Annotated in this window: 14 protein-coding genes; 7 read left to right on the top strand and 7 right to left on the bottom strand. The window is 73.4% G+C overall.

What is annotated here, in order from left to right; all coding sequences use genetic code 11:
• The first annotated feature begins 82 nt into the window (after window positions 1-82).
• Entirely contained in the window at window positions 83-1,303 is a 1,221-nt protein-coding gene (locus tag ACFYNS_RS11200) for an MFS transporter (protein ID WP_388602202.1), read from the top strand.
• A 46-nt stretch (window positions 1,304-1,349) separates the two neighbouring features.
• Here ACFYNS_RS11200 and ACFYNS_RS11205 read toward each other — a convergent pair whose 3' ends face one another.
• Window positions 1,350-1,955, bottom strand: a complete 606-nt coding sequence (locus ACFYNS_RS11205; RefSeq protein ID WP_360296577.1) for a suppressor of fused domain protein — start codon at window positions 1,953-1,955, stop codon at window positions 1,350-1,352.
• A gap of 578 nt (window positions 1,956-2,533) precedes the next feature.
• Here ACFYNS_RS11205 and ACFYNS_RS11210 point away from each other — a divergent pair.
• Together ACFYNS_RS11210 and ACFYNS_RS11215 are read left to right on the top strand one after the other, a co-directional pair.
• Window positions 2,534-3,661: a magnesium and cobalt transport protein CorA gene (locus ACFYNS_RS11210; protein WP_360296579.1), complete on the top strand. Its 1,128-nt coding sequence runs from the start codon at window positions 2,534-2,536 to the stop codon at window positions 3,659-3,661.
• 10 nt (window positions 3,662-3,671) lie between these two features.
• The gene (locus ACFYNS_RS11215) at window positions 3,672-4,238 is read left to right on the top strand and encodes a hypothetical protein (RefSeq protein ID WP_388602205.1); all 567 of its coding nucleotides are present in this window, start codon (window positions 3,672-3,674) and stop codon (window positions 4,236-4,238) included.
• A 164-nt stretch (window positions 4,239-4,402) separates the two neighbouring features.
• On the opposite strand, the gene ACFYNS_RS11220 is transcribed toward ACFYNS_RS11215, so the two are convergent.
• A complete protein-coding gene (locus ACFYNS_RS11220; RefSeq protein ID WP_388602207.1) occupies window positions 4,403-5,167 on the bottom strand; it encodes a hypothetical protein in 765 nt (254 codons plus the stop codon).
• Window positions 5,168-5,391: 224 nt separating this feature from the next.
• Here ACFYNS_RS11220 and ACFYNS_RS11225 point away from each other — a divergent pair, with 224 nt between their 5' ends.
• The 3 genes from ACFYNS_RS11225 (at window position 5,392) to ACFYNS_RS11235 (ending at window position 8,482) form a co-directional block, all read left to right on the top strand.
• Complete coding sequence (locus tag ACFYNS_RS11225; RefSeq protein WP_360296588.1) at window positions 5,392-6,750, top strand: magnesium transporter MgtE N-terminal domain-containing protein; 1,359 nt, start codon at window positions 5,392-5,394, stop codon at window positions 6,748-6,750.
• Entirely contained in the window at window positions 6,743-7,279 is a 537-nt protein-coding gene (locus ACFYNS_RS11230) for a DUF1003 domain-containing protein (RefSeq protein WP_360296591.1), read from the top strand. Before ACFYNS_RS11225 ends, ACFYNS_RS11230 begins: the two co-directional genes overlap by 8 nt.
• Window positions 7,280-7,366: 87 nt before the next feature.
• Window positions 7,367-8,482, top strand: a complete 1,116-nt coding sequence (locus ACFYNS_RS11235) for an Mrp/NBP35 family ATP-binding protein (protein ID WP_388602375.1) — start codon at window positions 7,367-7,369, stop codon at window positions 8,480-8,482.
• 88 nt (window positions 8,483-8,570) lie between these two features.
• On the opposite strand, the gene ACFYNS_RS11240 is transcribed toward ACFYNS_RS11235, so the two are convergent.
• From ACFYNS_RS11240 to sigE, 5 genes are all read right to left on the bottom strand, one after another.
• Complete coding sequence (locus ACFYNS_RS11240) at window positions 8,571-9,227, bottom strand: hypothetical protein (RefSeq protein WP_276477962.1); 657 nt, start codon at window positions 9,225-9,227, stop codon at window positions 8,571-8,573.
• A 222-nt stretch (window positions 9,228-9,449) separates the two neighbouring features.
• A complete protein-coding gene (locus ACFYNS_RS11245) occupies window positions 9,450-9,968 on the bottom strand; it encodes a sec-independent translocase (protein ID WP_360296598.1) in 519 nt (172 codons plus the stop codon).
• Between the two features lie 95 nt (window positions 9,969-10,063).
• Complete coding sequence (locus ACFYNS_RS11250) at window positions 10,064-11,746, bottom strand: trypsin-like peptidase domain-containing protein (RefSeq protein ID WP_388602209.1); 1,683 nt, start codon at window positions 11,744-11,746, stop codon at window positions 10,064-10,066.
• Between the two features lie 122 nt (window positions 11,747-11,868).
• Window positions 11,869-12,903: a zf-HC2 domain-containing protein gene (locus ACFYNS_RS11255; protein WP_360296604.1), complete on the bottom strand. Its 1,035-nt coding sequence runs from the start codon at window positions 12,901-12,903 to the stop codon at window positions 11,869-11,871.
• On the bottom strand, window positions 12,900-13,673 hold the full coding sequence (gene sigE, locus ACFYNS_RS11260; protein WP_360296606.1) for an RNA polymerase sigma factor SigE: 774 nt from the start codon (window positions 13,671-13,673) through the stop codon (window positions 12,900-12,902). The genes ACFYNS_RS11255 and sigE overlap by 4 nt, the downstream gene beginning before the upstream one ends.
• A 127-nt stretch (window positions 13,674-13,800) precedes the next feature.
• On the opposite strand from sigE, the gene ACFYNS_RS11265 reads away from it, so the two are divergent.
• Window positions 13,801-14,496, top strand: a complete 696-nt coding sequence (locus ACFYNS_RS11265; RefSeq protein WP_027759075.1) for an O-methyltransferase — start codon at window positions 13,801-13,803, stop codon at window positions 14,494-14,496.
• Window positions 14,497-14,647 lie beyond the last annotated feature (151 nt).

Below are 14,647 nucleotides of genomic sequence, written 5' to 3' on the forward strand. Positions count from 1 at the left end.
ACCACATCGGCGTGCGGGAGATCCGCGACCGCCGACCCGCGGGAGCACCCGCGGCGGCAGAACCCGAGGAGGAGCGGCAAGCATGAGTGGTGATCCGTTCGACAAGGGCGGGGGCAACCTCCTCCGCCAGCCGAAGGCCGTATGGGCCACGGCGGGCGCGTCCGTCGTGGCCTTCATGGGCATCGGACTGGTCGACCCGATCCTGCCCTCGATCGCGAAGGGGCTGGAGGCCACCCCGAGCCAGGTCTCCCTGCTGTTCACCTCCTACTTCCTGATCACCGCCGTGGCGATGCTGGTCACCGGCTTCGTCTCCAGCCGGATCGGCGGCCGCAGGACCCTGCTGCTGGGACTGGCCCTGGTGGTGGTCTTCGCGGGGCTCTCCGGCACCTCGCACTCCGTCGGCGAACTCGTCGGCTTCCGCGCCGGCTGGGGCCTGGGCAACGCCCTCTTCGTCTCGACGGCGCTCGCGGTGATCGTCGGCGCCGCGGCGGGCGGCAGTGCTGCGGCCATCCTGTTGTACGAGTCGGCCCTGGGCCTGGGCATGGCCTGCGGCCCGCTGCTGGGTGCCGTACTGGGCGACGCGAGCTGGCGCTTCCCGTTCCTCGGCACGGCCGTGCTGATGGCGATCGGCTTCCTCGCCATCACCGCGCTCCTCGAGGAGCAGCCCAGGCCCGCACGCAAGACGTCCCTGCTCGACCCGGTCAAGGCGCTCGGCCACGGCGGACTCGCCTCCGCGGCCGCCTCGGCGTTCTTCTACAACTACGCCTTCTTCACCGTGCTGGCGTTCACCCCGTTCGTCCTGGACATGTCCCCCTACCGCTCCGGCGCGGTGTTCTTCGCCTGGGGCGTGCTGCTGGCGGTCTTCTCGGTGCTGGTCGCACCCCGCCTCCAGGAGCGCTTCGGCTCGCTGCGGGTGCTGGGCGCCTCGCTGGTGCTGATGGCCGCCGACCTGGTGATGCTGGGCTACGGCAACCACACCGCGGCGATCGCCGGCACCGTGATCTCCGGCGCCTTCATCGGCCTCAACAACACCGTCTACACCGAACTCGCACTCGGGGTCTCGGACGCGCCCCGGCCGGTGGCCAGCGCCGGATACAACTTCGTCCGCTGGTTCGCGGCCGCCGCGGCGCCCTTCCTGGCGCCGAAGATCGAGGAGTGGGCGGACATCCACCTGCCGTTCGTGGTCGCGGCACTCGCCGCGCTGGCCGGTGCCGCCGTGGTGGCCGTCCGCCGCAAGGCCCTCACCACTCAGGCCGAGGAGCTGCTCCCGGCCACCGCTGGCCCCGAACCGGTCCGCGCCTGACGCCCGCAGCGCGCAGCCGCGCGCTGCGGCCCCGGCCGCAGCCCGGTCACTCCCCCAGCGGGACGGCCGCGCGGAACGGATCGCGCAGGTCCGTACCGTGCCGCAGCCAGCGCTCCTGGAGCGCCTCGGCGCCGTGCACCCGCTTCCAGGCGGCCTCCGCCGGGGTCATGGGCAGCAGCGGCAGGAACCGGACCGGCTCGCGCGGCGGTTCGAGGGCCACGTCCTCGACCAGTCCGCCGGGTTCGGCCACCAGTACGGAGGTGAAGGGCGCACCCGGCCACAGCGGCGCGCCGGTGTCCAAGGAGGCGCCCGGGGCCACGACGACCCCCTCCACCTGGGGCGAGGCCGCCAGCACGGCCAACGGGCGCAGGACCTTGTCGGTTTCGGCGTCCGCCTCCCCGCCCCCTGCACCTACGGTCAGCAGCAGTTCGGCGCGCGGCCCCACTTCGGGGTCGGCCAGCGCCTGCGCCGGGTCGGTCATGGGCCCGGCCGACATGCCGAGGGTGGCGTATCGCACAGTGCCCGCCTCGGTGTCCAGGAACCGCAGCACCTCGATCCGCTCGGCCCCCAGAAAGGTGACCGAGGCGCGGGCGTCGGGCTCGCCGAAGGTCTCGCGCAGCCGGGCGTCGACCAGAGTCAGCACGTCGTTCATCCGGCGAGCATAGAGCGGACGGCGAGCGCCCCGCGGAGCGGCACCGGGGGGGTGGGCCCGCGGGCGAGGGGGGCGGGTGGACCCGGGTGCAGGCGGGGAGTCCGGCCGGCGCCGGGTAAGGAACGGGCAAAGGCCGCCGGGGGCGGTCACGCCGGGCACGCGGGGGGTTCGCGCAGTGCTACCGTTGGCTGCCGGTCAAGGTGCGTACAGATCGTCCCCCACAGGGGCCCGGCCGGAGGAGGTGGGACTGACATGGATCCGAGTCGACCGTGCAGTACCGGCCGCTCTTCCTGTCCGGCAGTGACCGCGCCACCAGGGGCCTAGCCCCCCGCGGCCACAGCGCGCACACCTTTCCCCCGAGGACCGATGGGGTTCCTCCCGGGGTGCGCACGGCGGAAGAGCGTCCGCGTCTCGCAGTTTCGCATTGTTCCGTCAGTCAGCGATCGCCGTCTTCCCACGGCCTGCGTGTGGTGCCCGCTTTGCGGACCTCCGGGTGGTGGCCCGTAGGCCCCCGTTCCGGGCAGCACGACGCCTCGGCCCGGGTCGCGACGGCATGGCACGGCACCGTGGAGGCCCACATGTCGATGATCCGAGAGCTGCGCGCCGTCGTGCGCCCGGCGCTGCGCAAGGACAACCGGCCGGGATACGGCTTCGGATACGAGCGCGTCGGCGCGGCCACCAGCAGCGCCGTCGTGGACTGCGGCGTCTACCTGGACGGCCGCCGCGACACCGAGCAGCTCACCCCGGCCCAGGCCCTGCGCAAGGTGCGGTCCCCCGAAGGGCAGGGCCGCCGCGGCTTCGTGTGGATCGGCCTGCACGAGCCGACCGAGGAGGAGTTCTCCGGTATCGCCCAGGAGTACGGCCTGCACCCGCTGGCCGTCGAGGACGCGGTGCACGCGCACCAGCGGCCGAAGCTGGAACGGTACGACGAGAGCCTGTTCACCGTCTTCAAGACGGTGCACTACGTGGAGCACGCCGAACTGACCGCCAGCAGCGAGGTGGTGGAGACCGGCGAGGTGATGTGCTTCACCGGACGGGACTACATCATCACCGTCCGGCACGGCGGCCAGGGCTCGCTGCGTGCCCTGCGGCACCGGCTGGAGGACGACCCGGAGCTGCTGGGCAAGGGCCCCTCCGCGGTGCTGCACGCCATCGCCGACCAGACCGTGGACGGCTACCTGGCGGTCGCGGACGCGGTGCAGGACGACATCGACGAGGTGGAGATCGACGTCTTCTCCGACCGCTCCGGCAACGGCAAGCGGGGCGGCGACGCCGGCCGGATCTACCAGCTCAAGCGCGAGGTGCTGGAGTTCAAGCGCGCCGTCTCACCGCTGATGCGGCCGCTGCAGACGCTCAGCGAGCGTCCGGTGCGGCTGGTCGACCCGGACATCCAGAAGTACTTCCGCGACGTGGCCGACCACCTGACCCGGGTCAACGAACAGGTACTGGGCTTCGACGACCTGCTCAACTCGATCCTCCAGGCGAACCTCGCCCAGGCGACGGTCGCGCAGAACGAGGACATGCGGAAGATCACCGCCTGGGCCGCCATCTTCGCGGTGCCGACGATGATCGCCGGGATCTACGGCATGAACTTCGACTACATGCCCGAGACGGACTGGAAGTACGGCTATCCGGCGGTGCTGCTGCTGATCGTCGCCATCTGCTACGGCATCCACCGGGGCTTCAAGCGCAACGGGTGGTTGTAGCCTGCGGGCTATGAGCGTGACACCCCAGAAGCCCGGCAGCAGCGCGGAGAGCCGTGCGGACCGCGCGCTGATCGAGGAGACGGCCAAGAAGTCGGGGCTGGTCTGGGTCCGCGGCCCCGAGGGCCCGGCGCGGGGGCTGTGGCACGTGTGGCACGAGGGAGCCGTCTGCCTGGTCGGGGACGGTCCGATCGAACAGCCGCTCGACGATCTGGGGCTGACGGACGGCGGCAGCGCCACCGTCACGGTACGCGGCAAGGACAAGGGCGCGCGGCTGGTCGTGTGGCCGGCCCGGGTACGTGAACTCGCCCCGCACGGCCCGGAGTGGGAGGCGGCGGTCGGCGAGCTGAAGGGCAAACGGCTCAACGCGCCGGACGCCGAGACCATGCCCGAGCGCTGGGCCGAGCACAGCCGGGTGCTGCGGCTGGAGCCGGCCGGGGAGTCGCTGGAGCGTCCCGGCGCGATGCCGCGCGGCTTCCAGGCGGCGGCGCCGCTGGCCACCCCGGCCACCACGCGGCGCTCCCGGCCCGCCGGCCTGCCGCGGCTGCTCTTCCGCCGCCGGAGCCGCTCCCGCGGCTGAACCCGTGCGCGGAGCCCCCGCGACCGTTCCGGTACGGCGCTCCGGCGACCGTCCTTGCCGTCCCGCGGGGTCCCGCGGGGTCCCGCGGCCGCTCGGCCGCCCGCCCGCGGACCGGCCCGGCGGCGCAGGCCGCAAGCCGCAAGCCGCAAGCCGCAAGCCGCAAGTCAGCTTCCGTGCTGTCCGGAGGAGATCTTCTTGCCGTAGTCGACGGTCTCGTCCTTCTTCGGGGCGTGCAGCGGGAAGCCGTCGTTCCAGTCGCTCAGCCGCACGGTTCCGGCGTCCCCCGCACGGCGCAGCCGCAGCGGGTAGGGCTTCCCCTCCAGCGAGACGTCCACCGTGCCGCCGCTGCCCTTGCCCGCCGTGACGCGGATCGTCCTGGTGTCGTCCACCGTGCCCCGCTCGCCCGTCTCGCGCTTGCCCTCCATGGCCAGCAGCCCCTCCAGGAGCGTCTCCATGTCGGTGAAGACGCTCAACTGCTCGTAGGCCGGGTCCCGTTCGGGGACCTTCACATACTTGCCCTTGAGCTTGCCCGCGGCCGCCACGTCGCTCTTGCTGGGCTCCTTGCCGCCCTCCTGGCGGGCCCAGAAGTCGGTGCCCGCCTTGAGGTAGAGGTCGCGGCCGGTGCGCAGCAGCTGGAAGGTGGTGCCGCCCTCGGCGGAGACCTCGCCGACGCCGCCGCTGTCCTTCAGCCGCATCTTGAGGCGGTAGGTACGGCCCTTGCTGACGACCTTGCCGGAGACCCGCACGGCCTCGGCGCCCTTGGCCGCCGCCTTCGCCTTCCGCTCGATCTTCGCCGCCGAGAGCTTGCCGACGCCGTTGGTGCCCGCGTCCGGATCCTCGCTCCCGCAGCCGCTCAGTGCCGTACTCGCTCCGACGCAGAAGAGAGCGAGCAGCGCTGCACTCCGGGGTGCGCGGGCGCGTCCAGTCACGAGGGGCTCCTCCTGTGGTCGGCGGCGGCAAGAGGGCACCCTACCCGGACGGAGGCGGCTCTCCGGAAGGGAGCCGTCCGGACCACTCGGCTGCGGCGGCTGTGGCGCCCGTCACGCTAGCCTGAATCCGTCATATACCTGTATGAGTGAGGTAAAGGTACAAAGCGCACGAACGGCCTGATACGTCGGCGACCGGTCCGCGGGACCGAGGAGGGAGGCGGCTCATGGCGGCGAGCGCCCCCCGGGTCTTCGTCTCTCACTTGGCCGGTACCGCGGTCTTCGACCCGAACGGCGACCAGGTCGGCAGGGTCCGCGACGTGGTGGCGCTGCTCGGCGGCCGGCGCAGGCTGCCCAGCGTCCTCGGGCTGGTGGTGGAGGTCGTCAGCAGGCGCCGGGTCTTCCTGCCCATGACCCGGGTGACGGGTGTGGAGTCCGGCCAGGTCATCACCACGGGCGTGCTCAACATCCGGCGCTTCGAGCGACGGCCCAACGAGCGGCTGGTCCTCGGCGAGCTGCTGGACCGTCAGGTCACGCTGGTGGAGACCGGCGAGGAGGTCACCGTCCTGGACATCGGTCTCCAGCGGCTGCCCGCCCGCCGCGACTGGGAGATCGACCGGCTCTTCGTCCGCAAGGGCCGCAAGGGCGGCGGGCTGCGGGCCCGGCGCGGCGAGGCGCTCACCGTGGAGTGGGACGCGGTGACCGGCTTCAGTCTGGAGGAGCCCGAGCAGGGCACCGCCAACCTGCTGGCCACCTTCGAGCAGCTGCGCCCCGCGGACCTGGCCAACGTCCTGCACCACCTCTCCGAGAAGCGCCGGGCCGAGGTGGCCGCCGCGCTCCACGACGACCGGCTCGCCGACGTGCTGGAGGAACTGCCGGACGACGACCAGGTGGAGATCATCAACAAGCTCGCCGACGAGCGGGCAGCGCTCGTGCTGGAGGCGATGGACCCCGACGACGCGGCCGACCTGCTCGGCGAGCTCCCGGAGGAGGACAAGGAGCGCCTGCTGGACCTGATGCAGCCCCAGGAGGCGGCTCCCGTGCGGCGGCTGCTGTCCTACGAGGAGGGCACGGCCGGCAGTCTGATGACGACCGAGCCGATCGTGCTGCGCCCGGACGCGAGCGTCGCCGAGGCGCTGGCCCGGGTGCGCATCGAGGACCTCTCGGCGCCACTGGCCTCCCAGGTCTACGTCTGCCGGCCGCCGGACGAGACCCCCACCGGCAAGTACCTGGGCGTCGTGCACTTCCAACGGCTGCTGCGCGAACCGCCGTTCGCCCTGGTCGGCGCCCTCGTCGACGCCGACCTGCGGCCACTGCCGCCGACCGCCTCGGTGCCCGCGCTGACGAGCTATCTGGCGGCGTACAACATCGTCTCGGCGCCCGTCGTGGACGAGGGCGGCCATCTGCTGGGCGCCGTCACGGTCGACGACGTGCTGGACGACCTGCTGCCGGAGGGCTGGCGCGAGGCGGCGGCCGTGGGCGGGCTGCCCGGCTTCGCGCCGGGCCCGCACGAGCGGCCCGAGGCGCCCGCCGCACCGGGCGGCGCGGCGCGCGGATCCGAGGGGAGGGAGCCGGAGGATGGCTGAGCGGGAGGGCCCACGGCTGGACGTACCGCGTGCGCCCCGGCGCACGCTGCTGCCGGCCTACGACCCGGACACCTTCGGACGGGCCTCGGAGCGGATCGCGCGGTTCCTGGGCACCGGCCGCTTCCTGGTGTGGATGACGGTCGTGATCATCGTCTGGATGGGCTGGAACATCGTCGCCCCGGACGGTCTGAAATTCGACGAGTACCCGTTCATCTTCCTGACGCTGGCCCTGTCCCTCCAGGCGTCCTACGCGGCTCCGCTCATCCTGCTCGCGCAGAATCGCCAGGACGACCGGGACCGGGTGAACCTGGAGCAGGACCGCAAGCGCAACGAGCGCAGCATCGCCGACACCGAGTTCCTCGCCCGCGAGATCGCCGCGCTGCGCATGGGCTTGGGCGAGGTGGCCACCCGGGACTGGATCCGCTCGGAACTGGCGGAGCTGGTCAAGGACCTGGAACAGCAGGACCGGCCGGGAGCGGCCGCCGGCCGCGGACCGGCCACGGCCGGTGAGCGTGACCAAGACCGCTGACCGGTCGCTTAGCTCACGCACCCTACCCGGCCGTACCATGCATGCATGGCTACCGAGACCCAGGAATCCACCCCCACCGAAGACGCGGTGCGCGCGGCGCTCGCGACGGTGAACGACCCGGAGATCCACCGGCCGATCACCGACCTGGGGATGGTCAAATCCATCGGTATCGCGCCCGGTGGCGCGGTCGACGTCGGGGTCTATCTGACGGTCTCCGGCTGTCCGCTGCGCGAGACCATCACCGCGAACGTGACCGAGGCCGTGCAGCGGGTGCCGGGGGTCAGCTCCGTCAGCGTCGAGCTGGACGTGATGAGCGACGAGCAGCGCCGCGAGCTGGCGGCCTCGCTGCGGGGCGGCACCGCCGAGCGGGAGGTCCCCTTCGCCCAGCCCGGCTCGCTGACCCGGGTGTACTGCGTGGCCTCCGGCAAGGGCGGGGTCGGCAAGTCCTCGGTGACGGTGAACCTGGCCGCTGCGCTGGCCGCCGACGGGATGAAGGTCGGCGTGGTGGACGCCGACATCTACGGCCACTCCGTCCCCCGCATGCTGGGCGCGGACGGGCGTCCGACCCAGGTCGAGGACATGATCATGCCGCCGTCGGCACACGGTGTGAAGGTGATCTCGATCGGGATGTTCACCCCGGGCAACGCACCGGTGGTGTGGCGCGGCCCGATGCTGCACCGCGCGCTCCAGCAGTTCCTGGCCGATGTCTACTGGGGCGACCTGGACGTGCTGCTGCTGGACCTGCCGCCCGGCACCGGGGACATCGCGATCTCGGTGGCCCAGCTCGTGCCGAACGCGGAGATCCTGGTGGTGACCACCCCGCAGCAGGCCGCGGCCGAGGTCGCCGAGCGCGCCGGGTCCATCGCCGTGCAGACCCACCAGAAGATCGTCGGCGTGATCGAGAACATGTCCGGCATGCCGTGCCCGCACTGCGACGAGATGGTCGACGTCTTCGGCACCGGCGGGGGCCAGAAGGTGGCCGAGGGGCTGACCCGCACCACCGGCGCCGAGGTGCCGGTGCTCGGCGGCATCCCGATCGACCTGCGGCTGCGCGAGGGCGGCGACGAGGGCAAGCCGGTGGTCCTCAGCGATCCGGACTCCCCCGCCGGGAAGGCGCTGCGCACCGTCGCCGACAAGCTCAGCTCGCGCCAGCGCGGCCTGTCGGGCATGTCCCTGGGTCTCACCCCGAGCAACAAGTTCTGAGGCCGTCCGGCGCCCGTACGGCGCCGCGCGACCCCCGTGCGGTGAGCACCGGGCGGGGGTCGGCGCGCGGGCCCGCCCGGCCGGGCGCTCAGCCCCGCTCGTATCCGGTGATGTCCTTGACCACGGCGAAGCCGAGTCCGTAGGCGCTCATCCCGCGCCCGTAGGCGCCCAGGTGGACGCCTTCCTGGGCCGAGCCGGCGAGCACCCAGCCGTACGCGGACTCGCGGTAGTGGAAGTCGGTGGGGATGCCGTCCACCGGCAGCGAGAGGCTGCTCCAGCCGGAGCCGTCCAGGTCGTCGGCGAGTTCCCAGGCCACACCGGTCTGCTGGTCGAGCCAGTCCTGCCGCAGGCTGCGGTCCATCTCCATCGGGAAGCTGCACGAGAGCAGCCCCGAGCCCGCCAGCCAGGCGGCGGTGGAGACGGAGGTGGCCTCCAGCGTGCCCGTGCCGTCGCCGCTGCGCCGCACGGGGCGGCTGGCGAGGGTGACGACGACGGCGAAGCTCTCGTCCTCGGGGGTGGTCTCGACACGGAGGGAGGGCTCCTCGCCGTGGCCGGTGGAACCGTGCTCGACCGTCCCGTCGGCCGCCGTGCCGACCTGCATCAGCCAGCGCGGTCCGGTGAAGGCCGCGTCCAGGCCGTACCACGGAAAGGCAGCCATCAGATAGTCGTCCACAGCCCGCCGCGCGCCGGGTACCCCCTGTGCGGCGGGCCCGGATTCACCGGCCGGCCGACTCGTCGTCTCCATCTGTGCGACGCCTCCTCATTGCCCTGTTGCCTGGGCAGCCGAGCTCCTCGGACGGCGACCCCCGACACTGGGAGGATAGCCACACCGGTCCGCCGTGTCGGTCATGCCCGGTGGATCAGGACGCGGTGCGGGTGGCGAGATGGACGGCAAACGCCGCAGATGTCCCGGTGGTGCGAATGCCGAGGTGACGGGATCGTTGCCTGATGAGGCGTCAGGTGAGGGTCAGGTGGCGTCCGCGTCGAACGGCGGCGGGTCGCCCTTGCGGAGCACGTCCCCTTGCACCGGTCGGCCGTTCACCCCGTCGGAGGTGCGCTTGGTCAGATCCGGTGCCTGCTGCCCGCCGCCCCTGAGGCTCTTCCCGGTCCGTTCGGACCCGCCGGAGCCGCTGCCACGGGAGGAGCCGGCGCTCCCGCTGTCGGTGCCGTTGACCGCGTCGGTGACTTCGGCCAGATCCTTGCGCAGGTCGAAGCTGTTGCTGATCTCCTTGATGCCCAGGTCGTCGTTGTCCAGCAGGTGCTTGCGCGCGAAGTTCTTCGGATTCAGGTCCTCGAACTCGAAGTCCTTGAACTCCGGACCCAGCTCGCTCCTGATGTCCTCCTTCGCGCTGTCGGAGAACTGGCGCACCTTGCGGATGAAGGCGGAGACGTCCTGGATCACCTTGGGGAGTTTCTCGGGCCCGAACACGAGCACCGCCAGCACGATGAGCGCGACCAGCTCCAGTGGTCCTATATCGAAGAACACCGCGCAGCTCCCTCACTCCGTCCACGGCTCCTGCAGCCAGATGTCACGGTACCCGCCCGCGGCCCGCGAACGGGACCCCGCCCTGGCACCCGGCGTCAGCCGGTGGCGGAGCCGAGCGTCACCCGCACCGTCCGCCGCGCACCCTCCGCACCCCCGTCCAGGACGGTCAGCTCCAGCTTCCCGCCCGGGCGGTGGCTGCGGATCCGGACGATCAACTCCTCGCCCCCGGCCACGGGCCTCCCGCCGACCTCGGTGATCACATCACCCGCCGCCAGCCCGGCCCGGTCGGCAGGACCGCCCGGCACGACCGCGCCGCGACCGCCGACCCCGCCGATCCGCGCCCCCTCGCCCTCGTACTGCATGTCGAGCGAGACCCCGATCACCGGATGGGTGGCGCGGCCCTCGTTGATGAGCTCCTCGGCGACCCGGCGGGCCTGGTTGACCGGGATGGCGAAGCCCAGGCCGACGCTGCCGCCGCCCTCGCCACCGGACGGGCCCGGAGCGCCGCCGGCCCCTCTGATCGCGCTGTTCACCCCCACGACCCGGCCCCGGGCGTCCACCAGCGGGCCGCCGGAGTTGCCGGGGTTCATGGGTGCGTCGGTCTGCAGCGCGTTCACATAGCTCAGCTCGCCGCCCGGCTCCCCGCCCCCCGCCGTGATGGGCCGCTCGGTGGCGCTGACGATGCCGGTGGTGACCGTTCCGTCCAGGTCGAAGGGGGCGCCGAAGGCGATGACGGGGTCGCCGACCCGGACGGCGTCGGAGTCGCCGAGCGGCAGCGGGGTGAGCCCGGAGACGTGGGAGATCCGGACGACGGCCAGGTCGTAGCCGGCGTCGCCGCCGACCACCTCGCCGGTCGCCGTCTGGCCGCTGTCGAAGGTGACCCGCACCCCGTCGGCGCCCTCGGCGGACTCGACGCCCTCGACGACATGGTGGTTGGTGAGGATGTGGCCGCGTCGGTCCAGTACGAAGCCGGTGCCCGTGGCCTCGGCGCCGCCGCCGCGCGCGTGCAGCGTGACGACGCCGGGCAGGGTCTGCCGCGCGATCCCCGCGATGCTCCCCTTCGGCCGCGCGCCCCCCTCGGCCGCCGCGGTACGGGGCAGCTCGACGTCGCTCACGGAACCGTTCCGCTCGATGTAGGCGCCGATGAGCCCGCCCGCGCCCCCGGCGACCAGCGCCAGCACCAGGGCGCCGAGCGCGATCCGGCGCCCGCGGCGCGGGGGCCGGGCGGGAGGCTGCGGCGGGAGCGGCGGCGCGGCGGACCGCGGGACCGGCTGCGGCTCGGGCTCCCTGGGCCCGCCGGGCTCCGGCGCTCCGGCGCTCGGGGGGTCCGCCGGGGGCGCCGCGGCACTGCCGGAGCCCCCGACCGGCACCCCGTGGGGCGGCGTCGTACTGCCGGGCGGCAGGGCGACGCCGTGCGGCGGGGTGGCCGACGGACGCTGGACGGGCGGTGCGGGGGCCCAGGGACCGGGTCCGCCGTAGGGAGGGGTGGAGTACGGATCCACTCCGTGCAGCGGCTCGGGGCATGCAGGGGACGCCGCAGCCGGCTCTCCGGCCACGGCCGCCTCCGACACCTCGGGACCGGCGGTGCCCGGCACAGCCGGCTCCTCGGCGGTCGGCTTCCCGGTGGCGGGCTCGGCGGTCTGCTCCCGCGCGGGCCCGGTCGCCGCGGGCCCGGTCGCCGCGGGCCCGGTCGCCGCGGGCTGGGTCCGGCTGTCCGGGGCCCGGCGTGGGCGGCTCCACCACTTCGGCTCCTGCCCGGTGGCGTTCGGCTCGTCCATGCACTCTCCAGTTGGTCACCCGCGACTCACACCCTCCCCGGACCTCGGCCGGGGGCAGGGCGTCGGAAGGATTCAACCAGGAACGCGGCACGCCGCCCAGCGCGCGTCAACCCGGCGCCGCGTCACCGCCCGGCCGGGCCCGGCGCGGTGGCGGAGAGCGAACTCGTCACCACCGGAGCGCGGCCGGGGAACGAACGCAGCACGGAGGGATCCTGCCGGACAGCCGGCCGCCGGGCGAGCCGCACCTCGGAGGAGGGCTCCTCCTTCGGCCCGCCGGACAGCAGCGAGGCCGAACCGCGCAGCGCGCTCAGGGTGCCCGCCGTACCGCTCTCCCCGTACCAGCCGGAGGCGTTGGTGGCGGGCGAGAGCCGGGCGGGTGCCGAGCGCCGCAGCATGCTCACCGGCGCGTTCGGCTGCGCGATCGGAGCCGCCGCACCGTAGGAGGCCACCGGCGCGAAGGTGGGGCCGGAGTCCGCACCGCGGGTGCTCTGCGCGCCCCCGCGCTGGTCGCCACCGCGCCGCCTGCCGTCCCGGGAGGCCCCGGAGCCGGAGGCCGGACTGCGTACCGCGTTGGCGGAGGGATTGTCGCCGCCTGTCCCACCGGATGTGCTCGCCGCGCCGGAGGCCAGGGTGCCGCCGAAGGCGAGGGCCGCCAGGGAGAAGGCGCCCGCCGCGGCGAACGCGAACCGGCGTCCGCGGGAGGCCGAGCGCTCCCGTTCGGCGCGTTCGGCCCGCTCGGCGCTGTCGGGCGGCGGGATCTCGTGTATCCGGAAGCCGCCGGGCGGGGTGAGCGGGCTGCGTCCGCCGCTCCGGCCGCCGGGGAGGTGGTCGAAGGACCAGGACGAGCGGCCGGAACCGCCCGGCAGCACGGGCACGGAGAATGCGCCGCCGCCCGGCCCGCCGGGACCGGGGCCGCCTCCGGGGCGCGGGTCGCCATCCGCGGGCAGGCCCTGCAGCCTGGCGAGGAGCCCGTCCGAGGGCGGTGGCGGCGCGGCGTCCGCGAAGACGTTCTTGAGCCGGCGCTGCGCATCGGCCTCGGCCTTGCACCCCGGGCAGGTGGCCAGATGCGCGAGCACCCGCTCGCGTGCGTCGTGCCCCAGCTCCCCGTCGACCAGTGCGGCGAGGCGGTCTCCGAGATGGTGTTCGGCGGAGGTCACCCGGCGCTCACCTCGCCCGCCCGGGCCGACGGCACCACCGCGCTCAGGGTGCGCCGCTGCTCGGTGCGAGCGGCGGGCGAGCGGTGCTGGAGCGCCTTGCGCAGGTGGGAGCGGCCGCGGTGGATACGGCTGCGGACGGTGCCGAGCTTGACCCCGAGCGTCGCGGCGATCTCCTCGTAGGAGAGCCCCTCGATGTCGCAGAGCACCACGGCGGCGCGGAACTCGGGGGCGAGGGTGTCCAGGGCCTGCTGGACGTCCGCGTCGAAATGGGTGTCGTTGAAGTGCTGCTGCGGGGTGGGCTCGCGGCTGGGCAGCCGCTCGGCGGCGTCGTCGGCGAGCGCGTCGAAGCGGATGCGCTGCTTGCGCCGGACCATGTCCAGGAAGAGGTTCGTGGTGATCCGGTGCAGCCAGCCCTCGAAGGTGCCGGGCGTGTAGGTCGACAGCGACCGGAAGACCCGGACGAAGACCTCCTGGGTGAGGTCCTCGGCGTCGTGCTGGTTACCGGTCAGGCGGTAGGCGAGGCGGTAGACCCGGGCACTGTGGTTGCTGACGATCTCCTCCCAGGAAGGAGGGGTCCACGCCTGCGCGTCCGCATCGGTCGCGAAAGTCGCCGTGGTCGCGGAATCGGCGGTGCGGGACTGGTCAGCGGTGTCGGTCACGGATTTCGGCTGTCCCGTCGACCTGCGGAATCTGGAGAAGACGCCGCGGTCCCGGCTTGCAGCCGCACCTCCCCTGTCGGCTCTGGTGGTGTCCACTGGAGCCCCTACCATAGCCACATCTCCCGTTAGCTCCGGATAAGAAACTTTGCCCGGCTTTGCCGACCGCTCTCCGGCGGTCCCTGCTTCCTCAACGCCCGGCCCCAACTGCGGGTTCCCGGGGCAACGGATACAGTCACGACTGCGTGGAGGACGGGGACAGGAGAGGGCCATTACCGGCAACCGGCAGACGAGCTGGGAGTTCGCCGACGCGTACGGCGCCGAGCTCGTCGAGAACGCCGAGAGCGAAGCACTGCGCTGGGCCCGCGACCGGGCCCAGGAGGCTGGGCTGCGCACGGTCTCCCCCGCCACCGGAGCGGCACTGCGGCTGCTGGCGGCGGCCGCCGAGGCCAAGGCGGTCGCGGAGATCGGTACGGGCACCGGCGTCTCCGGGCTGCACCTGCTGCACGGGATGCGATCCGACGGGGTGCTCACGACGGTCGACACCGAACCGGAGCGGCAGCAGTTCGCCCGCGAGGCGTTCCGCGCCGCCGGGTTCGTCGGCAGCGGGGGCAACAGGGTGCGGTTCATCCCCGGACGGGCCCTGGACGTGCTGCCGCGGCTGGCGGACGGCGGATACGACCTCGTCTTCTGCGACGGCGACCGGACGGAGTGCCTGGACTACCTCGCCGAATCGTTGCGGCTGCTGCGGGACGGCGGGCTGATCTGCTTCGCCGGGGTATTCGCCGACGGGCGGACGGGCGAGGCCGCGGACCAGTCCCAGGAAGTGCTACGGCTGCGCGAGCTGTTGCGCACCGTCCGGGAGAGCACGCTGCTGGTGCCCTCGCTGCTGCCGGTGGGCGACGGGCTGCTGTGCGCGGTCAAACGCGGGGAGTGACGGAGTCGTTGCGCGGCGCGTTCGCACGGCCGGGGCCTCCGGGACCGGCTCGGCCCGGGGTTCGGGACCCGGCCGGCACGGGCCGTCCGCGCGGCTGGACCGGAGGCGGGAGAGGCTGCGTCCGGAGAGACGAAACCGCCCCGGTGCACAC

Origin of the sequence: Streptomyces sp. NPDC006925 (genome assembly GCF_042869575.1) — a bacterium.
Lineage (GTDB): Bacteria > Actinomycetota > Actinomycetes > Streptomycetales > Streptomycetaceae > Streptomyces.